The 21,180-nt window shown below is 44.7% G+C and carries 18 protein-coding genes; 8 read left to right on the top strand and 10 right to left on the bottom strand.

From position 1 onward, the window contains the following. Positions 1-404 precede the first annotated feature (404 nt). The 3 genes from QZW82_RS04330 to QZW82_RS04320 all read left to right on the top strand — a co-directional run bounded on the left by QZW82_RS04330 (position 405) and on the right by QZW82_RS04320 (position 5,186). The gene (locus QZW82_RS04330; protein WP_293145097.1) at positions 405-1,853 is read left to right on the top strand and encodes a 1-acyl-sn-glycerol-3-phosphate acyltransferase; all 1,449 of its coding nucleotides are present in this window, start codon (positions 405-407) and stop codon (positions 1,851-1,853) included. Between the two features lie 753 nt (positions 1,854-2,606). Further along, entirely contained in the window at positions 2,607-3,500 is an 894-nt protein-coding gene (locus tag QZW82_RS04325; protein WP_293145094.1) for a histidine kinase dimerization/phospho-acceptor domain-containing protein, read from the top strand. Between the two features lie 246 nt (positions 3,501-3,746). Continuing rightward, positions 3,747-5,186 carry an IctB family putative bicarbonate transporter gene (locus tag QZW82_RS04320; protein ID WP_293145188.1) on the top strand — a complete coding sequence of 480 codons (1,440 nt, stop codon included), beginning with the start codon at positions 3,747-3,749 and terminating at the stop codon, positions 5,184-5,186. A gap of 282 nt (positions 5,187-5,468) precedes the next feature. On the opposite strand, the gene QZW82_RS04315 is transcribed toward QZW82_RS04320, so the two are convergent. The 3 genes from QZW82_RS04315 to smpB form a co-directional block, all read right to left on the bottom strand. Further along, the gene (locus QZW82_RS04315; RefSeq protein ID WP_293145091.1) at positions 5,469-5,699 is read right to left on the bottom strand and encodes an Osc7112_2153 family protein; all 231 of its coding nucleotides are present in this window, start codon (positions 5,697-5,699) and stop codon (positions 5,469-5,471) included. Next, positions 5,696-6,421, bottom strand: coding sequence for a tetratricopeptide repeat protein (locus QZW82_RS04310; RefSeq protein ID WP_293145088.1), 726 nt, complete (start codon positions 6,419-6,421; stop codon positions 5,696-5,698). The genes QZW82_RS04315 and QZW82_RS04310 overlap by 4 nt, the downstream gene beginning before the upstream one ends. Before the next feature lie 1,015 nt (positions 6,422-7,436). After that, positions 7,437-7,904 (bottom strand): SsrA-binding protein SmpB, encoded by a 468-nt coding sequence (smpB, locus tag QZW82_RS04305; RefSeq protein ID WP_293145085.1) that lies wholly within the window; start codon positions 7,902-7,904, stop codon positions 7,437-7,439. A 138-nt stretch (positions 7,905-8,042) separates the two neighbouring features. Here smpB and xrtO point away from each other — a divergent pair, with 138 nt between their 5' ends. Both xrtO and QZW82_RS04295 read left to right on the top strand, forming a co-directional pair. After that, the gene (gene xrtO, locus QZW82_RS04300) at positions 8,043-9,593 is read left to right on the top strand and encodes an exosortase O (RefSeq protein ID WP_293145082.1); all 1,551 of its coding nucleotides are present in this window, start codon (positions 8,043-8,045) and stop codon (positions 9,591-9,593) included. Continuing rightward, positions 9,571-12,435, top strand: coding sequence for a TIGR02921 family PEP-CTERM protein (locus QZW82_RS04295; RefSeq protein ID WP_293145079.1), 2,865 nt, complete (start codon positions 9,571-9,573; stop codon positions 12,433-12,435). The genes xrtO and QZW82_RS04295 overlap by 23 nt, the downstream gene beginning before the upstream one ends. 248 nt (positions 12,436-12,683) lie before the next feature. Here QZW82_RS04295 and QZW82_RS04290 read toward each other — a convergent pair whose 3' ends face one another. Next, a complete protein-coding gene (locus QZW82_RS04290) occupies positions 12,684-13,154 on the bottom strand; it encodes a cupin domain-containing protein (protein ID WP_293145076.1) in 471 nt (156 codons plus the stop codon). Between the two features lie 818 nt (positions 13,155-13,972). Further along, a complete protein-coding gene (locus QZW82_RS04285; RefSeq protein WP_293145073.1) occupies positions 13,973-14,281 on the bottom strand; it encodes a Rieske (2Fe-2S) protein in 309 nt (102 codons plus the stop codon). A 116-nt stretch (positions 14,282-14,397) separates the two neighbouring features. Between QZW82_RS04285 and QZW82_RS04280 the strand changes: the two genes are divergently transcribed. The 3 genes from QZW82_RS04280 to QZW82_RS32180 all read left to right on the top strand — a co-directional run bounded on the left by QZW82_RS04280 (position 14,398) and on the right by QZW82_RS32180 (position 17,466). Next, positions 14,398-14,931 carry a COP23 domain-containing protein gene (locus QZW82_RS04280; protein WP_293145070.1) on the top strand — a complete coding sequence of 178 codons (534 nt, stop codon included), beginning with the start codon at positions 14,398-14,400 and terminating at the stop codon, positions 14,929-14,931. Positions 14,932-15,420: 489 nt separating this feature from the next. Beyond that, positions 15,421-17,076 carry a serine protease gene (locus QZW82_RS04275; protein ID WP_293145067.1) on the top strand — a complete coding sequence of 552 codons (1,656 nt, stop codon included), beginning with the start codon at positions 15,421-15,423 and terminating at the stop codon, positions 17,074-17,076. Between the two features lie 27 nt (positions 17,077-17,103). Then, the gene (locus QZW82_RS32180) at positions 17,104-17,466 is read left to right on the top strand and encodes a DVUA0089 family protein (RefSeq protein ID WP_366664968.1); all 363 of its coding nucleotides are present in this window, start codon (positions 17,104-17,106) and stop codon (positions 17,464-17,466) included. 176 nt (positions 17,467-17,642) lie between these two features. Here QZW82_RS32180 and QZW82_RS04270 read toward each other — a convergent pair whose 3' ends face one another. From QZW82_RS04270 to QZW82_RS04250, 5 genes are all read right to left on the bottom strand, one after another. Next, a complete protein-coding gene (locus tag QZW82_RS04270) occupies positions 17,643-17,864 on the bottom strand; it encodes a hypothetical protein (protein ID WP_293145064.1) in 222 nt (73 codons plus the stop codon). Then, complete coding sequence (locus tag QZW82_RS04265; RefSeq protein WP_293145061.1) at positions 17,827-18,393, bottom strand: zeta toxin family protein; 567 nt, start codon at positions 18,391-18,393, stop codon at positions 17,827-17,829. Before QZW82_RS04265 ends, QZW82_RS04270 begins: the two co-directional genes overlap by 38 nt. Then, positions 18,386-18,739 (bottom strand): hypothetical protein, encoded by a 354-nt coding sequence (locus QZW82_RS04260; protein ID WP_293145058.1) that lies wholly within the window; start codon positions 18,737-18,739, stop codon positions 18,386-18,388. Before QZW82_RS04260 ends, QZW82_RS04265 begins: the two co-directional genes overlap by 8 nt. Positions 18,740-18,763: 24 nt before the next feature. Next, complete coding sequence (locus QZW82_RS04255; RefSeq protein ID WP_293145055.1) at positions 18,764-20,224, bottom strand: serine/threonine-protein kinase; 1,461 nt, start codon at positions 20,222-20,224, stop codon at positions 18,764-18,766. A 116-nt stretch (positions 20,225-20,340) separates the two neighbouring features. After that, complete coding sequence (locus QZW82_RS04250) at positions 20,341-21,009, bottom strand: HAS-barrel domain-containing protein (RefSeq protein ID WP_293145186.1); 669 nt, start codon at positions 21,007-21,009, stop codon at positions 20,341-20,343. Between the last annotated feature and the right edge of the window lie 171 nt (positions 21,010-21,180).

Genomic DNA, 21,180 nt, shown 5'->3' with positions numbered 1-21,180 from the left:
TTAGCGAGAGGAGTTATCCGCTTGTGGCTATAAACCAATAAGCTTAAGTTAGCAATCTCATTGAAGTGGGTTTTGTTTCTCTAGGGGCGGTTGCAAGCGCCGTCTTATATCATGTCCAGTCGATTACCATCACAAAAACCGTTTGTTTGTAGCGCGGACTTTAGTCCGTTCTTATGCTGCGGACTAAAGTCCGCACTACGAACCCTTTGTTTGTTTGTAGTGCGGACTTTAGTCCGTTCTTCTGCTGCGGACTAAAGTCCGCACTACGAACCCTTTGTTTGTTTGTAGTTCGGACTTTAGTCCGTTCTTCTGCTGCGGACTAAAGTCCGCACTACGAACGAATCTGATTGCGGTAAATCGATCGCACATGATATTAACTAAAATCTAAAATTTAAAATCGCCAAATGCCCAATTCTATAAACCAAGTTCAGCCACCGCTGGAATTCATACCCCCAGCCTACAACCCCCTCATCGTCAATGGTTGTCAGCAAATACTCCCCTGGTGGCTGCGATTTAAGACAAATATCAGCCACATTCAAGCCGAAAACGTCGAAACCCTCGCCGAACTATTCCACCAATTTCAAAACCAGAAAGTTCGCTTCTTGCTAGCCTTCCGCCATCCCAACTCAGAAGATCCCTACTGTTTGGGACAACTGGTGTGGAAACTCGTTCCCCAAGTGGCCCGACAACAAGGCATTCCCCTGCAATCCCCCGTACATTCCCACTTTATTTACGATCGCGGAATTCCCCTGTGGGCCGGTTCTAGCGTCGGCTGGCTGTATTCTCGCCTCGGTGGTACTCCGATTGTGCGCGGCAAGATCGATCGCGCTGGATTGCGATCGGCCCGCGATTTATTCGCCAACAGCCAATTTCCCATCGCCGCCGCCCCAGAAGGCGCCACCAACGGTCACAATGAAATAGTCAGCCCCCTGGAACCGGGAATCGCTCAAATGGGCTTCTGGTGCGTTGAAGACTTGCTAAAAGCCGGACGTACTGATGAAAAAGTGTTGATTGTGCCGATCGGCATTCAATACCGCTATGTCAATCCACCTTGGGAACCCTTAGAAAAACTTTTAACTCAATTAGAAATAGATTGCGGACTTCCAGCCTTAGAACCCACCGAGATTGCTAAATTAGAGGCAGAAAATCTCGCTCCCGCAGACCAGCATCACAAATTCCAATATCTGCGCCTGATTCGAGTTGGCAGTCATTTGCTAACTGTAATGGAACAGTTTTACACCCGTTTTTATCATCGAAATCCACAACAGTTAAAAACATCTTCTTTGACATCACTATTACTGCCCGAAACAACGACAATCGATTCGGAAAATGAAGCGATGATTGCTCGACTGACAGCACTATTAGACGTAGGTTTGCAAGTAGCAGAAGAATATTTTAACTTGAAGCCCAAAGGCAGTTTGATAGACCGCTGCCGCCGTCTGGAACAAGCAGGCTGGGACTATATTTATCGAGAAGATATCAAAGATATTGCAGGACTTTGTGCCTTAGAAAGAGGATTAGCCGATCGCCTCGCTGAAGAAGCAAGTCTGCGGATGTGGCACATGAGACTTGTCGAAAGTTTCGTCTCAGTCACCGGCAGATACGTCCAAGAAAAACTCACAGCAGAACGTTTGGCAGAAACAACTTTACTGCTGTGGGACGTACTGACTCGCATCAAAGGCGGAAATCCTTTCGGCCGCCCTTCTTTGGGCAAACAGCAGGTGCAAATGACCGTCGGCGAACCGATATCAGTCGGCGATCGCTGGGAGGGATATCAAAGCAGCCGCAGGGTAGCAGTTGCCGAACTCACTCAAGACTTGCAATCCGCTTTAGAAGGAATGATTAAATCTTAATTAGTCAGATTTTGGAGGAAGCAGGAATCAGGAATAGAGAATAAGAAACTGGAGGCATCTATCGGATTCTTTGGTTCAAATCCTCCGTATAGGGTAAGAAATATCGGTTGAAAAACGTGGTTGATTCCATCTATAGCAATCCTAAATAATTTCAATAATTTTGTAGGTAGTGCCTTTATTTTCCTACCCCCTATCTATCGGGTTCTTCACTTGGGAAGAGTCCCTATAAGAATTACACAAATGATTTAGGATTGCTATATATAGCCTCGATCAAAAAAGTGAGGTATGTCCGCGATTCCAATGCCCAATGCCCAATGCCCAATTCCCTATGCCCATGAGTACATCATCTTTCTGAGAAAGGCTATAGTGTGTAAATTCTCAAGAAAAAAGAAGCTGAAAGAGAGAAGCAGGAATCAGGAAGATATCGCGCGCCCGACAGTTAGGAAGTTTTTAATTGCTCAAACCCTAGCGGAAGATCGCAACTTCGGTCTTCGGTCTTCCTTCTGCTATATATTGCCTTTGGGTTGCCACTCTATTTTTAATTCGTGCAGCAAACAACTTGTTATAAACTTGGGGAAGATGTATAATAAGCAACTAAGTATCAGTGCCGGTTAATCACTGATAATAAAGTTGTTTTCGTTCGGCGTTATAAGATTTTGAGGGCTGCCGTCCTCAGTACAAACTTAATTAGAATTATTTAACCGGACTGGATCTAACAATAAGCGCTCGATAATGAACCAACAAAAATAACCGATGAATAGCAAACCTATCGATTTATCTACTAACTCAATTAAAGTAAAACTGCTGAATCATTTAGCGCAAGAATTGCTCACCCCGCTCACTTCTGTCCTCGGCATGGCAAGCGTATTGAACCAAGAAATTTACGGCCCCTTAACGAGCAAGCAAAAAGAATATATCGACGTGATCCAAGACAGCAGCCGATCTTTGCGATCGCTAGTTGAAGAAATTTTGGAACTGGCAGATCTAGACGATACCGCTTTCACATTGAAGCGAACCGCAGTTGATATAGAAACTTTGTCTCAGCAAGTTGTGACAACCCTGTCGCCAGCAGCCTCTAGACGAGAGCAAGAAATTAACTTGTCCATGGGGCCCGGGCCGCGCATCTGGTTGGCCGATAAGGATAAAGTTCAGCAAATGCTGCACCACTTAATTTTTAGCATTATTCAATCGGCTGGGGCAGGCAGCGTGATTCGAGTCCACGTTTCTCGGAAACAAGACGGTATCAATATCGGAGTTTGGGTTTTTCATCCTTGGTTGGGTGAAAGTTTGCCCCATGCTAAACTCTACTCCGACTACTTGTTGAAGGTCGGAGCCGATCGCGGTGCGCGATCGAACTCCGAAACCGACTCCCTGGAATTTGAACCGCCACTTCCGTCACAGACACAGGCTTCGCAGCGATTAACGCTGGCGTTTTCTGAGTTGGCGGCTTTGGTGGCTGAGAATGCTGCGGATACGGCACCTGTGTTAGCTGGTTACGGCGCTAGGGAACGCTTGGGGCTGCTGCTTTGCTGCCAGTTGGTGGAAATTCAAGGCGGCCAACTCTCGATTCAAGGCACTCCAGAATCTGGATATCGGTACGTGCTCTGGCTCCCCTGTACCAATGCTACCGAGTTGTTGGAAAGGTAAAAATCAGTTGACAGTTGACAGTTGACAGTTGACAGTTGGCAGTTGACAGTTGGCAGTTGACAGTTGGCAGTTGGTAGTTGTTAGAAATAAAAATTACCTTTTTCCCAATTCCGAATGCCCTGTTTTCCCAATTCCCTGTTTGCCCAATTCCCCATTCCCAATTACCTTTTTCCTAATTCCCAATTCCCAATTCCTAATTCCCAATTCCCAATTCCCGATGCCCGATTCCCCATTCCCAATCTAAAAATGAATTCAGTTTGGCAACAGTTAACTCTGGCAAATTTGCCGCTCTCTCAGTGGCAAAGTGGCAGTTATTTATTGAATTTGGCGATCGGCTCTTTACGCAGTTGGCGGCAGAGTAGCTGGCTGATGCAGTGGGCAGAGCCCCTGGGTTTTGTTTTGCTCGCCTTGACGTTCGGTATGGGCCCGTTTGTAAACAACGCCCTGGTGGGTGTGTTGATGGCTGCTGCCGCTGCGTTTTGGGTGCTGCTGACTGTTTCGGACGATCGCGCGATCGCCCTCACACCCATTCACTTGCTGGTACTTTTGTACTGGGGCATTGCTACCGTCGCCACCGCCATGTCGCCGGTGAAAGCCGCCGCTTTTACAGGCTGGACGAAGCTAACGCTGTATTTGCTATTTTTTGCACTGATGGCGCGGATATTGCGAGATTCCCGTTTGCGATCGTGGTTAATAGCCGTATATCTTAATGTTGCTTTAGTTGTCAGTTTCTACGGCGTGCGGCAGTGGATTGATAAAGTGCCACCCTTAGCTACTTGGAACGATCCGACATCTACTCAAGCCGATGTCACGCGAGTTTACAGTTTTTTGGGCAATCCCAACTTGCTCGGTTCCTATTTGCTACCAGCCATTGCCTTGAGCGCCGCTGCACTTTTTGTGTGGCAAGGATGGGGAACCAAACTTTTAGCGCTGACGATGCTGGTGGTGAATTGCGCGTGTTTGCGCTACACCGACAGCCGGGGTGCTTGGATCGGTTTTGTGGCTCTGCTAGTAGTGTTTTTAGTCCTGCTTTGGTACTGGTACAGCCCTTTGATGCCTAGGTTCTGGCGCACTTGGGCGCTACCGTTAGGGTTAGGAGGTTTGGCTGGAGCGTTAATTTTGGGAGTAGCTTTGGTGCCAGCGTTGCGCGATCGAGTTTCGAGTATGTTTGTCGGCCGCGGCGACAGCAGCAACAATTTTCGGATTAATGTTTGGACTGCGGTGATTGACATGATTCGCGATCGGCCAATCCTCGGCATTGGGCCGGGAAATACTGCTTTTAATAAAGTTTATCCGCTTTATATGAAGCCAAAATTCACTGCTTTGAGCGCTTATTCTGTGCTGCTCGAAATTGCCGTCGAAACTGGTTTTATCGGTTTAATGTGTTTCCTGTGGCTGATGACTGTTACCGTAAATCAAGGTTTGTTGCAGATCAAAAAATTGCGCGACGCACAATTTAACAGCTCTCATTTACAGGAAGAATCCCCAAATCTCAAATCAAATCAGGGGTTTTGGTTGATTGGGGCGATCGCCACTTTAACTGGTATGATGGCTCACGGTTTTGTCGATACAGTTTGGTATCGGCCGGAAGTTAATATGCTTTGGTGGTTGATGGTGGCGATTATTGCTAGTTTTTACAGCAATACTCAGCAGCAGCAAGATTCAGGTTTGACACAGGGCGAGTAGATAGCGATCGAGCCTATAAAAGTGATGGCGGGGTTTTATCCCCGCCCGGTAAGGATTCCAGTTCCAAAAAAGCAGGCAGTTTTAGGAAAGCTGCAAGCGATGATAGTCATCAGTCATTTCCAATTCTTTAATCTCAAATCTCAAATCGAAAAATCTCAAATCTCAAATCTCAAATGGTATAAGGTGCACAGCGTGCACCTACATAACAACTACTACATACTACATACCTGTTAGTTGTAAAGTGCTAGTGGCGAACTCTACAAAAATTATCGAAAATAACTCTTATTCTTCGCTATCCGAAGGCATTGCAAATCTCGGACACGCATAATATCCATCTCTATCTTTGCACCGCCGCCACGCCGTAGACTGATTCGATTGGAACAGCGTTGCGACTGATTCATTCACTGTGGGTGTAACAGTTGCAGGAGTTGGCATTGCTCTTGAGGCTTGACTTAGCTCCATTACCGTTATAATTGCCAGCATGGTTGATGAAAGCAAAACTGTGCGTTTCATTTATTTGTTTTTTCCTCTTTTAATCGTTGACGTGCCATTCCTATCCATATATCCTCATCGAATTCTTGGGAATCCGCATACTTTAGACAAGTTTTCCACAGCGGTAGCGCTTCCTTCGTCTTTTTCATCCCTTCTAGGACTTGCGCTTTTAAGCAGTAAGTTGCTGGTCTTTCACTATCAAGCTTAATCGCTGCATCCAGATGCTGCAACGCCTCGGAATATCTACCCTGTTTCAGCCGAGCCCATCCCAAATTTTTGAGCAAGGAATATTTTACTCGATCGTCCTCAGCCAATTTTAAACCTTGCCACAGCAAGTGAACGGCAGCAGCATAGTTTTTCTTGTCTACTATATATAATCGAGCTAAATTGCTGTAAGCAGCAGGGAGACCCAGTTTGGCAGCTTGCAGGTATTTTCCTCGGGCGCACTCTAAATCTTGCACCTCTTCGCACAGCCATCCCAAATTGTAAAGAGCTGTTCTGCTCTTGGGATCTACCGAGAGGGCTAATTCATAGGCTTTTTGAGTATCAGCCAATCTGTTGGCTTTATAGTTTTCAAAGCCCCTATTATTAAACAGTGAGGCGAGTTCCGGCAACCCAAATTGCCAGCCCCCAAAGCCTACTGCTAGCATCAGTAGGAATGCCGCCCACTTGGAGTGATGATGCTTTTTTGTTGGCTCTTTCATGACATTAAAAATGTTAGCTAACGGTGTCGTTTTTAGCATCTTTTAACTTGAGAGTTGGGATATTTTGTTGTCTAGATTGAATTGCCACCCTCATGGCATCATAATCTTAGGAAATGAAAGAAGGCTTGAGTTCATTTCTCATTTATGGTTTGCAACTCCACAGCCGAATGCTTGCGTCATGCTGCGATTACCTAGATGTATTCGAGCATAGGTTAACCCTTCGCGGGACTCCACAAGCAATCCGGATATTTTTAAGAAGATTGAAGATTGAAGCGGGAAGAAGGAGAGTTGACAGTTGACAGTTGACAGTTGACAGTTGACAGTTGACAGTTGACAGTTGACCGTTGACAGTTGACAGTTGACAGTTGACAGTTGACAGTTGACAGTTGACAGTTTACGGAATGATGACTGATGACTGAATGAATGAATGATGATATGGTGTCCGCTCGATTAACGGCACGCGCGAACAGTTTGTAGTGCGGACTTCAGTCCGCTCTGAAGCAGTTTGTAGTGCGGACTTCAGTCCGCTCTGAAGCAGTTTGTAGTGCGGACTTCAGTCCGCTCTGAAGCAGTTTGTAGTGCGGACTTCAGTCCGCTCTGAAGCAGTTTGTAGTGCGGACTTCAGTCCGCTCTGAAGCAGTTTGTAGTGCGGACTGAAGTCCGCTCTGAAGCTGCGGACTGAAGTCCGCACTACGAACCATTTTTATTATGGTTATCAGTTTGTAGTGCAGTTTGTAGTGCGGACTTCAGTCCGCTCTGAAGCTGCGGACTGAAGTCCGCACTACGAAACATTTTTATTATGGTTATGGATCGGACATGATAGGGATCATCTCAGTTTTGTATTTATAGTGCTGTCCCCGCTCGCGTATTGTATAGTACGCGAGCTCTTAAGCTCGCACTAAAAAAAATGCTTTTTACAAAAATGAGATGCTCCCACATGATATGACTGATGACAGTTGACAGTTGACAGAAGAGTCAGAAGAGCAAAGTCGTTGAGTAGACAGGTAACAGTTGACTGTTTACCGACTAATGACTAATGACTAATGACCGATGACTAATATTGCTTCATCGCACGTTCCATATCCCGCTTGTCTTCGCGTTTCTTCAAATCTTCGCGCTTGTCGTGCAGTTTTTTCCCTTTTCCCAAACCGATATCCAGTTTTACCCAGCCACCTTTCAAATACATTTTTAACGGCACTAAAGTCAAACCTTTTTCTTCCACTTTGCCGATTAATTTGCGAATTTCCTGCTTGTGCATCAGCAATTTGCGGGTGCGGCGAGGCTCGTGATTAAAATAGTTGCTGGCACTTCTCCACGGCGAAATATGAACGTTAATCAGCCATATTTCGCCATTTTTAACCAAAGCATATCCGTCCCGCAAATTCGCTTTTCCTTCCCGAATCGATTTGACTTCGGTTCCCTTTAACTCGATGCCCACTTGATATGTATCTATAATTTCATACAAATGGCGCGCTTGTCGGTTGTCGCTAAGAATTTTGTATCCTGTCGTTTTTTCGCTCATTTTTACCTCCGATTAAATTATTATAAGGCTAACATTTATGTATAGAAAATAGAAGCTTGACAAAACTTAATTTACGGGTCTAGGCATTACCAATTTTGCTGAGCTAAGATTTCATCAATGTGAATTTCAAGCGGTATCATGCAGCGCACCAATATTCCAGATTCGGGAATTTCAGATTCTGTTAGTCCCCCTCAGGCGGTTAATTTGGTTTGGCTGGCTCCTTTTTTGCTGGCGCTTGCTTGGTTTTGGGCCAATATCTCTGCTGTTAAGTGGCTGTTATCGTCGTTTGTTGAGATACCGGCACTGTACAAGATAGCAATTGGTTTTCTGATTGTAGCATTAGTAGTGCGATCGCTCGGTTGGGGCGATCGCCCGCGGGCATTTTCCCCAAACTTCGTTTTGAGGCGCAATCCGCTGCTGTTGATTTTGGGTGCAGGTGTTTTGGCGATCGCCCTTGGGTGCATAATTAATATCCCACAAGTTAGCGTACTGCTATTTATCCTAGGAACTTACGGGCTGTCGGGCTTCTTTGCAGAACCGAATTTTTGGCAAAAAAACTTGCCAATTGCCGGCTTGCTGGCTTGTATTTTACCCTTCAGCAATCAGTTTAATAGCGGCCTCGGCTTGCCAGCGCGAGTGATGACTGCTCACGTAGTAGAACAGTTGCTCTCAATCCTGCACGTGGGAGCTATTTCTTCCTACGATATCCTGATTTTGGAAAACGGCATCGCTCACGTTGATATACCTTGCAGCGGCATTAAAACCCTATTAGTCGGGACGCTATTTTTGCTAGTGGCTACCTGGTTAGAAAGCCGAAAATTAAGTTTTCAATGGCTGGCAGTATGCGCTGCCAACTTGTTAATGTTGCTGTCTGCTAACGCTTTGCGGGTTGTCGCGCTAGTGCTGGTTGCCCAAGTTTGGCAACAGCCAACCTATGCAGAAATCCTCCACGTACCGCTGGGAATTGTAGGTTTAGTCTGCGGTTGTTTTGTAAGTTGGCTGATGCTGCAACAAGTTCCCAAATTTCAGGCAACAACACAAATTGATTTCCCCTCGCAACGAGATTCGGAAATACTCAAAAATCAGCCTCTGGCAAAAGCCGGACTAATTGCGACGGTGGCTGTTTTAGCAGGAATTTCTCAATTCTATCATGTCGAAAGTACCAAAGTAGCGATCGCCCCTTTACAACTACCCCAACAAATTATATCCGAAGCAATCCCGCTAAATCCCAGCGAACAAAGATTCTTCGGCAATTACCCAGAGACAAAAGCAGAAAAAAAGAGATTTGCATCAGGTAACTTGCACGGTTCCATGCTCGCAGTAGCCAGCACATCTTGGCAGACATATCACGCACCAGAGTTGTGCTTTGTCACCAGTGGCATCTCCGTCAATCGCATAGAACAAAAACAGCTAACTCCTACCGTAACTGCTCGCTGGCTGTATCTCAAAGACAACAAACTATCCGCTGCATACTGGTTGCAATCTCAAGCCCAAACCACAGATAACTTCTTATCGCGCATCGCCAGCGATATCACCCATCGCAATCAGACTTGGGTGCTAGTTTCTATTCTTTTTGACAGTTCCGTAAATCCCGATAGTCCTGAGGTAGAAGAGTTTACTGCTAACGTACACAATGCCGTCAAACAAAGCTTAACAGGAGCAAAAAATGAAAGCAAAGCAGGTATTTGATGCAATTTTCAAAATAATTTTCTGGGTGTGGAACTTGACATTTTTGTCAACTGTTTATCTAGGAATTTTGCCATACCTAGCAATTCCGTTAATCCAAGCCACAATAGACGGAATTATTCCCCTGGAATTTTCCTTGACCCTAACAGCACTGATTGCAGTACCGACAGTGTTTACCATACTAGGAGCAAGGCGTTTTCACAAGCAACCATTGCAGCTAATGCGCTTGTTTTATGGAGTAGAAGCGCCGTTGTTTTTGCTCTGCTTAATCAGGCTGTTTATGCTGCGAGAACTGAATCCAGCCAGCTCGCTAATTATCGCTACAATCGTTTTGTGCATTGCAGCATTTTTAGTAGAAATGCTGTACGGATATTTTGGGAAACAAGAAAATATTCAAGATATTTCAATATCTCAAGATGCTCGCAACCGAAATTCCAGTTTGATTGGATTCAGGGGAAACCAGCGAAGTGCATGGATACAGTTAGGATTTCACAGCTTAATGCTGCTAGTTGGAACTTGGGCGGCAACCTTGCTGATGTTTTACGCTCTACCTGTAGCATTTACCATCACAGTTGGATTTTTCAGTTTTGTCTGGGTAGCACCACTGATAGATTCTCTAAAATACACTTCATTATCGATAATTTGGTGGCTACCATTATCCTTGATTTTGTTTGGTCTTACCTCCAGCTTATTCGTAGTAATGCCTTCGCTTTTCGGCTTTCTCTACATCCAATCTGGACGCAAAGTATTTCGCAGTTTTGCTTCCCAATACGGAAAGAATCAAGCAATCATGGGTAGCTTGGGAGTTATGGCCGCTTGGCTGGCGATTTTCGCAGCTTTGCTACAGCAACCGCAAATTCAAGCAATGAAAATGCTGGCAACTCCCGCAGCAAATGACACTGCACGTCAAACTTTATTAGCCAAGTCTGATATGATTCGATCGGGCTTAGTTAATGCTTATTTATCTCCGTACCGCTATCTCAGCACTGTGGGAGAAAACAACCACATTTATGAGATGTACAAAAATACGTTCAGTTTGCCTAACACAGCGGCTCGCAACGTGCAGAACAGCTACAATTTTATCATGTCGCCGTTTTTGTATCAAGGCTCTAATTCCGATGTTAAAAAAGCCGAAAAACTCTACGCTGAATTCTTCGATACCGAAATTCAAAAAGGTGACACGGAAGCAGTAAAACACGCGGTGCAGTCAACATCTAACCGCCAAGAAGCTAAAGCAGGTTTGCTGAATGTGAATGAGGAAAAAGTATGGTTGCAGTCGCAAGAAGTTAAAGTCACAGAAAAGGGCGACTGGGCTGACGTTCAACTCTACGAAGTTTACAAAAATCAAACGCCGAACTTGCAAGAAGTATTCTATTACTTTTCACTGCCGGAAAGCGCCGCAGTTACAGGAGTTTGGCTGGGCGATACTGGCGATTTGAACAAGCGTTTTGTATTTACTGTCTCGCCCAGAGGTGCCGCCCAGCAAGTTTACAACCAGCAGGTGAGAGAAAGCGTAGATCCAGCTTTGCTCGAACAAGTTGGCCCGAAACAATACCGCTTGCGAGCTTTTCCAATTCCGGCTAAACGAGAGTTTTCGCCCGCGCCAACTAATGGGCCAACGGAAATGCACTTGTGGCTGACTTACAAAGTGATGCGACAACCACAGGGTTGGGCGATGCCTGTTTTAGCAGAAAAACGTAACATTTATTGGGATGGAAATACTCGCCGCACAATTGCTGGAAAACAGGTAAATTACAGGGGGAAAGAGGCAAGAGAAACTTGGCTGCCGGGATTCGTGCCAGCAGTTTCGCAGCAGCAACCAATACCGCGTCTGGCGAATTTGCCGGGAGAAAATACGATTTCTGCTAAGCCGCTGGTTGATGCAAATTATTCGCTGCCGCAGGGCAAAAAGTTTGCAGTGATTCTGGATACTTCCCGCAGTATGACGGGGGAAACAAAGGATGTTAAGGAGACTTTTGAATGGTTGAAAGCGAATAGTTTAAAAGCAAATACGGTTGATTTGTATGTGGCGAGTGCTGCGGGGATGCCGCCGAAGTTGGTCGAAGATTTGGGGAGTTTTGATGTTGGAAAGTTGACGTTTTATGGTACGCTCCAACTTAAGGATATTCTGCAACAGTTTGCACAGTTGCGCGCCGATCGCACTTACGATACTGTATTCTTGGTGAGCGATCGCCACAGTTACGAGTTATCCGACGATCGCAAAACCAGCGTTTCCATGCCCTCACCCCTATGGACTGTGCATTTGGGAGGCTTACCACCGGCTTACGATGATGGAACTTTAAAGCTGATTCAAGATAGCGGCGGCGGAGTTTCTACCGATATCAAAGAGGCGATGCAGCGAGTGGCGACGACAGCAGCATCAGGGAAATCTGCAATTACTGTTGTTGATGGCTACGTTTGGAGTTATGCCAAAACTCCCAAGTCGGCGGCGGTTGCGAAAATAACTGATGATGAAAATGAAGGTTTTAAACCGATAGCTGCGCGACAGTTGATCGCTGCACTTAGCAAAGAGAAAACTTCCAATCAGTTGACTCAGTTGGATGCAATGCACTCGCTGGCTAAAAACTTTAAAGTCGTCACGCCTTATTCTTCGATGATTGTGCTAGTTAATGACGCGCAAAGGGCGCAGCTAAAGGCGGCGGAAGCTAAGAGCGATCGATTTGAAAGAAAGATAGAATCGGGTAAGGAGGAGTTGACGAAACCGAACAATCCTTTGAATGTTTCTGGGGTTCCGGAACCGGAAGAATGGCTGCTTTTGATCGTTGGGGCGATCGGGCTTTTGACAATTTTCCTCCGCCAGCGGCGCGCCAAAGTGATAGGTTGAAAAGTGCGGTGGTTTAAAGTTAATTAACTCCTTCCCAAGCGATGTGCTTGGGAAAGAGTCATATCATGTCCGCTCTATTACCATAACAAAAACAGTTTGTAGTGCGTCGGGAGTGTCCTCCGCATGAAAGCTGACTGAAGTCCGCACTACGAACCAATCTGATTGTGCTTAATTACTCGGACACCATATGAACCCCAGATGCCGGTTCAAAACTTTAATCCGCCACCACCAAGCACCAGTAAAGTCGATTAACGCTCGATCAAAATTGCTTTCGGTTTCTGAGAATCCAGGAGAGAAGTGGAAAGCAGAATTACCAGATCTCCTGTTTCATTTTGACCGTAATGCACCATACCCCCTGCCTCAACTAAAGAATCTCCCACCGTCAGACGAGTAGTTTTGCCCGCGTCTAGGGTTTCTTCTTTACCATTGGCGCGTTTAATTTTCGCGATTCCCTGGACAACAGTATAGGTGAGTGTCCCCAATTCAACTTTGAAAATTTGCATCCCTGGATGAAGGTGAGGCAGCATTTTTGCCATACCAGGAATGGTATAACGTACTAATTCTAAAATTCTACCTTCTGCCTCACTAGGATAACCACTCGCGAAGACTTCCCGTTTCACGGTTTGACTATAGGTATTGATAGGTGGTGTTGTTTGCTGACTTCTGACAATTGCAACTGTTCCCAAGCTAATCATCACCATCAAAAAAAAAACAGGCATAGTTTTTTCATAATTTTATTTATTGGAATATCTGGTTTTCCGTCCCTAGTTGAGATTTTATCTTTGACGATCCTTGCCGCGTGAAGGTACGAGGAGTATGAACACTATTGAGAATGTTTGTTGGGTTATAAAACAATACGGTTTACTTAACACTATTTATGCCCGGAGATCCCCCTCGCATCCCCCGCATCGAAGGGGGACTTTAAGAGCTTCTTGTCCCCCCCTTGGTTCGGGGGGTTAGGCAGGGTGGTTTTATTGTTGTCATATAAATTAGGTACGTAGTTGCGCTTCAGCGCTCTTTCTAAGATTAGGACAGAGCGCTGAAGCGCAACTACGTACCTTGGCAAAAGTGCTATCCGACCTTTGAGCGATGCTTTCGATAGTTTCAGATTTCTTTTTCCGACAATAAAACTGCCCTGCTTGGTTCAGGGGGTTAGGGGGGATCTGTCTTAAGTGAACCGTGTTGGGTTATAAAATTGCTGGTATCATGCTCGGAGCCCTTCTATTAAATGCGTGGGACTTTGTACTTTACCAGGAAACTCAGATTCTTATGCTCTGCCTTGTTTGACTCCCATGTCGGCAAAGCCTCCCGGGGCTAGCAGGTTTGTGTTGGAAACAGCACATAATAAGATTTTGACAAATTGTTGTTACGGTTATTAAAGGTTATTAACTGTATAAAAAATATCTGTCTTAAGGCATAGATTGTCAGACACGGTGCCGTGCGGTTTCCCTACAGGTAAAAACCTCTAATTTCTTGTTCTCATTTTTTATTATTATGAGATTTTGTTTCAAATTGGTATGAATAAATGACTGATGAATCATGATTCATCGATGTCAACAAAAACGATTTCGCCCTCAATCTTTACGGGATAAGACTCTAGGGAATCACTCGGTGCATTCAAACATTTACCAGTATCTAACTCGAACCGATATTTGTGAAACGGACAAGTAATGATGCCGTTATCAACCTTACCCATGTCGATCGGATATTCTAAATGAGTGCAAGCATTGCGGTAACAAGTGACATTCGCACCTTGGCGATTCAAAATAAGTGAAATTCCTTCAACTTTTACCTTCAAAATATCCCGTTCTGGAATCTGATTTAGTGCTGTTATCTCTACCCACATATGATTTTTTTGTTTAAATAAATTATGACAGACTGATTTGCGGCTTCAGCATCAGGATAAGTTCCAGGTTGCAAATGTAGCTCAGCTATGAGATAATATATCAAAAATTTATACTTATGAAATTCAAAATCTTGACGGGACTCCTGACAGGGTTAGTAGTTTCTACTACCACGAGTGCGCTGTTTAGTCAACCCAGCCGTGCGGGAAATAATAGCTTTTTCTGCGCTACTCTCAACAGACAGCCTGTCACCTTGGTTCGCACCCCACGGGGGAATGTGCCACTCGTTCGCTGGACTTCTAACAACTATTTTCCGCCGCCGTGGACTGCCCAAAAACGCTGCCAAGAGGTAGGTCGAAGATTTCAGCGAAACTACGACAACGGTACTCTCAAATATATTAACACTGGAATTCTGAACGGAGAACCGGTGGTATGTGCTGCTGTTAACAAAGACGATGCTTGTACGAATAGGACTTTGCTATTCACTCTCAAGCGGGGGAGTGATGCTGATGCTACTTTGCAAAGATTGATGGATCGTCGCGGGTTGGCATCTGGATATATATTATCTGAAACTGGGCCTGGTTCTGTTGATGTGGATAGATATTTGGAAGAGACACCTGTTGAGGAAAATGTTTCTCCTATTTCTCCATAGTCAATTCGTATTCCTTATGGGCGATCGATCGACCCTAGCGCGTGTTTTGAAACCCGGAGATCCCCCCTAACCCCCCTTCTTAAGGGGGGGACAAGAGAGCAGTCAAAGTCCCTCTTATTAAGGGGGATTTAGGGGGATCGAGCCTTCGAGAAAAACGAGAGAAACCCAAGAAAACTCAAAGTCCCCCTTCTTAAGGGGGATTTAGCAGGGTGGTTTTATTGTTGTCATATAAATTAGGTACGTAGTTGCGCTTCAGCGCTCTTTCTAAGATTAGGACAGAGCGCTGAAGCGCAACTACGTACCTTGGCAAAAGTGCTATCCGACCTTTGAGCGATGCTTTCGATAGTTTCAGATTTCTTTTTCCGACAATAAAACTGCCCTGCTTCTTAAGGGGGATTTAGGGGGATCGAAACTTCGATACCAACGAGATTTCCGAAAGTACAAATTAAATTAAGCTCAACTCACCTATTCCATTAACACCTAAACTCAATGAACTTCTCCAACAAAATTCCCATCGCCTTAATCGGTACAGTTGCAACTATTGTCATCGCCCAACCAACCGCAGTTTTCGCAATATCTGCTGATGAAGTCGGCAAAATAGCTAAATCTATCACAGTCCTGATTGATAGTAAAAATCCTGGTTCTGGAATCATCATCAAACGGAATGGCAACACTTACACCGTGCTCACAGCCCGTCACGTTTTCAAAGATGCTCAAGCTAAATATGAGATTGTCACCCCTGACGACAAGCGCTATTTGCTCAATTACAGCAGTGTGAAAAAACTGCCAAATATTGACTTAGCAGTTGTCGAGTTTACCAGCAGTCAAACTTACAGCGTGGCTAAGATTGGCAACTCGGATTTGGCGACGGAAGGGAAAGCTGCTTATGTGGCAGGTTTTCCGAAGACTTCAGCGGCGATTAATACTTCGATTTACAATTTCACCGATGGGCGGATTACTGCTAATGCTTCTCGACCTTTAGAAGATGGTTATGCGTTGGTTTATAGTAACAATACGCTGCCGGGAATGAGCGGGGGGCCGGTGTTGAATGAGAATGGCGAGGTAGTGGGAATTCACGGGAGGGCGGATACGAGGGCGGCGGAATCTAGCAGTATTAATCAGAATATTCAAATTGCTAAGACTGGTTTCAATCTGGGGATTCCGATTAATACGAGTTTGAGATTGTTGGCTTCATCTCAAGTGGATTTAGGGGTAAAGGTTCCGAGTGCGCCTGTGGCGACTGGGCCGAAAGCTGATGATTTCTTTATTCAGGGTGGGGATAAGTTTAATAAAGGAGATTATCAGGGTGCTGTAGCCGCTTATAGTCAAGCAATTCAGCTTAATCCTAATTATGCTGAGGCTTACTACAACCGAGCTGGTGCTCGCTATGAATTAGGAGACAACCAGGGTTCGATCGAAGATATAAGCCAATTTATACGAATTAATCCTAACTATACGCAAGGCTACAACAACCGGGGATTTGTCCGCTTAGCATTGGGAGACAACCAGGGTGCTATAGCCGATTTCAACGAAGTTTTACGAATTAATCCTAACATTGCCGCAGCCTACTACAACCGAGGATCTGCCCGCCGTAGATTAGGAGACAAACAGGGTGCGATCACAGATTTCAACCAAGCTTTGCAAATTAATCCTAACATTGCCGAAGCCTACGGCAACCGGGGAAGTGCCCGCTATGAGTTAGGAGACAAACAGGGTGCGATCGCAGATTTCGACCAAGCTTTGCGAATTGATCCTAACCTTGCCAATGCCTACTACAACCGGGGTGCTGCCCGCTCAGCATTGGGAGACAATCAGGGTGCGATAGCCGATTTCAACCAAACCCTGAAAATTAACCCTAATGAAGCTGAAGCCTACAGTAGCCGGGGTAGCGTCCGCCTCAAATTAGGAGACAAGCAGGGTGCGATAGCCGATTGTAACCAAGCCCTGAAAATTGACCCTGGTCAAGTTGATGCTTACATAGTCCGTGGTGCAGGTCGCTATGCATTAGGAGACAAGCGAGGTGCAATAACAGACCTTCAGAAAGCCGCAGACTTACTTCAGCAACAGGGAAGGATAGATGATTATCAAGGGGTATTAAAAGTAATCGAGTTATATAAGCAACAAGGAGGAGGTAGACGGAGATAGACGGACTTACCGAGATCCCTAAATAGAATTAGATATCTTCAAAATAATACACCGACTCAACCAACATCTACAACCCTACTCAGTGCTAATAACTCATTAATACCCGGTAGATCCTCTGCCCTTCCCTCTGACGGAAGTCTGTACGAGCAACATACCTTTCAAGGCCGAGCCGGTCAATCAGTTACAATTAGCGTAGAAAGCCGCGATTTTGATACCTTAGTCGCACTTTTTAGCCCTGATGAAAAACTGTTAGCAAAAAATGACGACATCAGCAGCTCAAATTCCAATTCTTCTGTCACTGTCACCTTACCCGCTAGCGGCCGCTATACCGTAGTTGTTAATGCTTATAAAAAAGGCGAAAGAGGTAGATACACTTTGACAATCCGCTAGTATTCAATGTTGATGATGCTTACATTTATCAGATTGAGTGATTACGTTAATTTTGAAGATTCTCAGGATTTACTCACTGCGACCAAAGAAACCGGGTTTTTACCTAATCTGTCGGCTACGACGAATATTTTTCGTAAAAAACCCGGTTTCTCGGCCCCCGTAAGTGCTAATTAAGGTTAACTATCATTATCTAATTTCAGGGGAGGAATTTGATCGGCAGTTAAAGTAATTACTTTGCCATCTTGCCAAATGCTAATTGATTCCCCTAATTTGCGGTGTTTTTCTATGGCTTTAGCAATAGCAATTTTAACCCCAGCATCAATCTTTTGCTGGAGTTCTGTGAGGGTAATTTGCGGTTTACTATCTAAGGATGATTTGGTTCCAGATTGGGGGTTCATAAATAATTTCCTCTCGATCGTTACCGGATGCTGCCACCAATTGAGGTTGACTTTTAGTATTATCATACACCATCCAAGTATCGCATAAAGGTAAATACAAATCTATTAAGTTTGTCCGTCCCCGTTCGTAGCGACGGCGGATAGTATCTTCTGGGATATTGTGGCCCCCACTTTCTACCCGTCGGCGTACCCGCGTAATGGCTAATTCAGGACTTTGCAACCAAAAATAAATTAAGTTGATTTGATAACCTTTAGTTCTACACTCTCGCAAAAATCGGGCAAAATTCCGAGCAGCTAGAGTAGTTTCAAAAGCAAAATCAGCTTCAGCCTTGACTAAAGTTGATAGCCTTTCTAACATTAATCGTCCCGATTGAATAGCTACAGATTCAGGGTTAAAAGGAGAAAGACCCGCCGCTATTTCATCGGCGTTGACATATTCAAAAACCTCTAGGAAGTAGGGTAAGATTTCCCTAGCGGCGGTGGTTTTTCCAGAACCGTTAGCACCGCCAATAATGTATAAATTAGGCATTTAATAAATTATTAGTTTCAAGTAAAATACTCTGTAACTTGCGCGTCCAATCTCCTATCCCCTTATAGCAAAATTCCCAATCAGCCAAGTCAATTTCCCACAAATTATTAACCTTCGATTCTAGATTTCTGATAAAAACTTCATCTTCAGAAACTCGCTGGTTAAAAGTGAGATAATCCATGCCATATTTAGCTTGATACTGAGCATTTCTTTGCCGAAGTTCAGCAATTTTACCTGTAATCTGCTCGATGGTATAACGTTGGATTGCCAAATCCATAGCGGCCTGCAAATCACCCAAAGCACTCAACACTTCAACATATTCATCTTTGATTGATACTGTCACCATAATCTGACAACTGCCTCAATAAATTTATTTCGTGTCTTGAACTTCCAGCGACTTAATCATCTTCTCAACAACCGGCAAAAACTGCTCGTACTTTCCCGCTTCCGCCTCATAGGTTATCAAATAAGCCTTGTCATTTTTCATTGTCCAAACATTCAATTTTTTAAACTCTTCATTCCCTTCTTTTGTTGTATAAACAACTCTATACCCATTTTTGCCAGCCAGAGTAGATTCTTCCTCTTTATCTATCTTAGCATTTTTATCTAAATTCAGGATTTCTTGTTTAGATAACTTGGTATATTCATCAAGGGTTTTATTATTCGTCGTAGGTTCGACTGTCACAATCAGCCGTTCTTGAAATTTATCGCCCTCGCTTTCTTTCGGTGAAATAAATTGAACCACCTCTTGGGTAATGGCGTTAGACTCTTCTTGTTTAGTCCAATTATCGGGATATTTGATTTTAATGCCTTTGGCTGTATTGTCATAACTTGCCAGATTATCCGCACCCTCCAATCCCAGCATCTTTCTAATTTCTGGTGTAAAGAATGCTGCTACACCAAATATAGCAGCCAAACTAACCCCAAGCAAACCAATTATATGTTCTCGCGTCCAGTTACTCATTAATGTCAATAAGTTAGGAGATGATATTACAGTAGTAGGTGGTCGAACTCTCCTTAAATTGTTGAGAGCTTGCAACACCTCTGCGGCTGACTGGTAGCGATCGCGAAAATGATAGCGCACCATTTTGTTTAAAATATTAGCAAAGCCGTCGCTAACTCGAGCCCGATCGCGCCAAACAATTTCACCATTAGCATCCTTTGGCAACTCGTGCGGAAGTATCCCCGTCAGCCATTCAATCCCAGTCATTCCCACAGCATAGATATCGCTGCTAAAGTTAGGATGTCCGTTATTTTGTTCCGCTGGCATATACCCACCAGTACCGATGCCAATAGTCGGCGGTATTTGCCCAGTGGTATTAACTATTTGAGTAGTAATTTGTTTGACAGCACCAAAGTCAATTAAGAATATTTTGCGATCGGAATTGCGCCTCATTAAATTAGTAGGTTTAATATCCCGGTGGATGACTTTGTGTTGCTGAACAAATACTAATATTTCTATGATTTCATGCAAAATAGCCATAACTTCCGACTCGCTAAGCCGCTGGCCAGGGATAATTTCTTTACTTAAATCTCTTCCATCAATCAACTCCTGAACTAAATAAAATTCTTGATTTTCCTCAAAGTGATCCAAAAGTTCGGGAATCTGAGAATGAGTTCCTAGCTGGTGGAGGCTTTCTGTTTCTGTTTTAAATAAACGTCTAGCTATACTTAAAGTCTGCGGATCGGTAAACTGCGGCTTAAGTTGTTTGACGACACATCGAAGATTTCCCGATCGCCTTTTATCTTCAGCCAGGTAAGTCTGACCGAAGCCACCGCCTCCCAAGTGTTTTATGATGTGATAGCGTCCTGCGAGTATTGATCCCTGCATAAGATTTATTTTGTATAGCAGTAAAGTGGGGTCTGAACTATTGATAGTTTAGTTTAGTTTAGGAAACCTGTCATCTATAAAATGCCAGCTTCAGGCTATTTCAATTTTGTCGAGTATTACGGATGAATCTGACTCAAAATCACCCGCAACCTGTCATAATCATCCTTCAACAAAACACTTAAATTCCTCCCCGCTTCCACCAACCAAGATCGATCGCGCATTCGCAACTGATAAATCTCCCGAATCGTCGCAGCCACCAGCGCATCCACAGGCGCATTCGTCACTCCCAGCAGCGTCCTCAAAAAATCCAACTGCACCGTAAAATCAATCACCTCATCCGGTTCGCAGCGATAAACCGCTTGGTGAATTTGCGGCGGGCGCGGCGGCAAATACTGATAAATTGTACCCCTCGATGGGCCGTGGCCGTTCAACCTTTCCGGTGGCTTCTCAAACCCCACAAGCGCCACTCGAAACTCGGTTTTCAGCATCGCAAAAATCTGCGGTTGTTCTTCCCGCAACTCTTCCAGCGATAAACCCAAAGCCCGAGCTCTGTGCACCGAGTCGATCGGGCTAGTGGTAGCATGGTAAACTACGCCGTAGATTTGATTTTTAGACTCTTCATCTTCCGCCTTCACCCAACTCCCAAAAGGCGGCATCACCGGAAAACTCAAGTCATCCGGTTCCAAGCATTGAGCTAGAAACTCTGTAGTTGCTGTCTCGATGACTTCAGCAATGCGATCGGGATGACGCTCTTTTGTAGCAAATTGAGGTAAAGGTAAACGCATATTAGTCAGTTGACAGTTGACAGTTGACAGTTGACAGTTTGTAGGGGCGGTGGATGGTGCGTGCCCGCCCTCTTTGAGTTGGCAGTTGACAGTTGTCACTTGGCGGTTAGCAGTTGGTTATTTATTATTTGTTATTTGTAAGTGGGTACTAACAACCAATAACTAATAACT

This window comes from Microcoleus sp. bin48.metabat.b7b8b9.023 (assembly GCF_013299185.1).
Lineage (GTDB): Bacteria > Cyanobacteriota > Cyanobacteriia > Cyanobacteriales > Microcoleaceae > Microcoleus.
This window is presented reverse-complemented; position numbering and strand designations above follow the sequence as displayed.

Excerpts from the sequence above, each read along its gene's own strand:
- QZW82_RS04330 (WP_293145097.1), top strand. The coding sequence starts at position 405 with ATGCCCAATTCTATAAACCAAGTTCAGCCACCGCTGGAATTCATACCC.
- QZW82_RS04325 (WP_293145094.1), top strand. The coding sequence starts at position 2,607 with ATGAATAGCAAACCTATCGATTTATCTACTAACTCAATTAAAGTAAAA.
- QZW82_RS04320 (WP_293145188.1), top strand. The coding sequence starts at position 3,747 with ATGAATTCAGTTTGGCAACAGTTAACTCTGGCAAATTTGCCGCTCTCT.
- QZW82_RS04315 (WP_293145091.1), bottom strand. The coding sequence starts at position 5,699 with ATGAAACGCACAGTTTTGCTTTCATCAACCATGCTGGCAATTATAACG.
- QZW82_RS04310 (WP_293145088.1), bottom strand. The coding sequence starts at position 6,421 with ATGCTAAAAACGACACCGTTAGCTAACATTTTTAATGTCATGAAAGAG.
- smpB (WP_293145085.1), bottom strand. The coding sequence starts at position 7,904 with ATGAGCGAAAAAACGACAGGATACAAAATTCTTAGCGACAACCGACAA.
- xrtO (WP_293145082.1), top strand. The coding sequence starts at position 8,043 with ATGCAGCGCACCAATATTCCAGATTCGGGAATTTCAGATTCTGTTAGT.
- QZW82_RS04295 (WP_293145079.1), top strand. The coding sequence starts at position 9,571 with ATGAAAGCAAAGCAGGTATTTGATGCAATTTTCAAAATAATTTTCTGG.
- QZW82_RS04290 (WP_293145076.1), bottom strand. The coding sequence starts at position 13,154 with ATGCCTGTTTTTTTTTTGATGGTGATGATTAGCTTGGGAACAGTTGCA.
- QZW82_RS04285 (WP_293145073.1), bottom strand. The coding sequence starts at position 14,281 with ATGTGGGTAGAGATAACAGCACTAAATCAGATTCCAGAACGGGATATT.
- QZW82_RS04280 (WP_293145070.1), top strand. The coding sequence starts at position 14,398 with ATGAAATTCAAAATCTTGACGGGACTCCTGACAGGGTTAGTAGTTTCT.
- QZW82_RS04275 (WP_293145067.1), top strand. The coding sequence starts at position 15,421 with ATGAACTTCTCCAACAAAATTCCCATCGCCTTAATCGGTACAGTTGCA.
- QZW82_RS04270 (WP_293145064.1), bottom strand. The coding sequence starts at position 17,864 with ATGAACCCCCAATCTGGAACCAAATCATCCTTAGATAGTAAACCGCAA.
- QZW82_RS04265 (WP_293145061.1), bottom strand. The coding sequence starts at position 18,393 with ATGCCTAATTTATACATTATTGGCGGTGCTAACGGTTCTGGAAAAACC.
- QZW82_RS04260 (WP_293145058.1), bottom strand. The coding sequence starts at position 18,739 with ATGGTGACAGTATCAATCAAAGATGAATATGTTGAAGTGTTGAGTGCT.
- QZW82_RS04255 (WP_293145055.1), bottom strand. The coding sequence starts at position 20,224 with ATGCAGGGATCAATACTCGCAGGACGCTATCACATCATAAAACACTTG.
- QZW82_RS04250 (WP_293145186.1), bottom strand. The coding sequence starts at position 21,009 with ATGCGTTTACCTTTACCTCAATTTGCTACAAAAGAGCGTCATCCCGAT.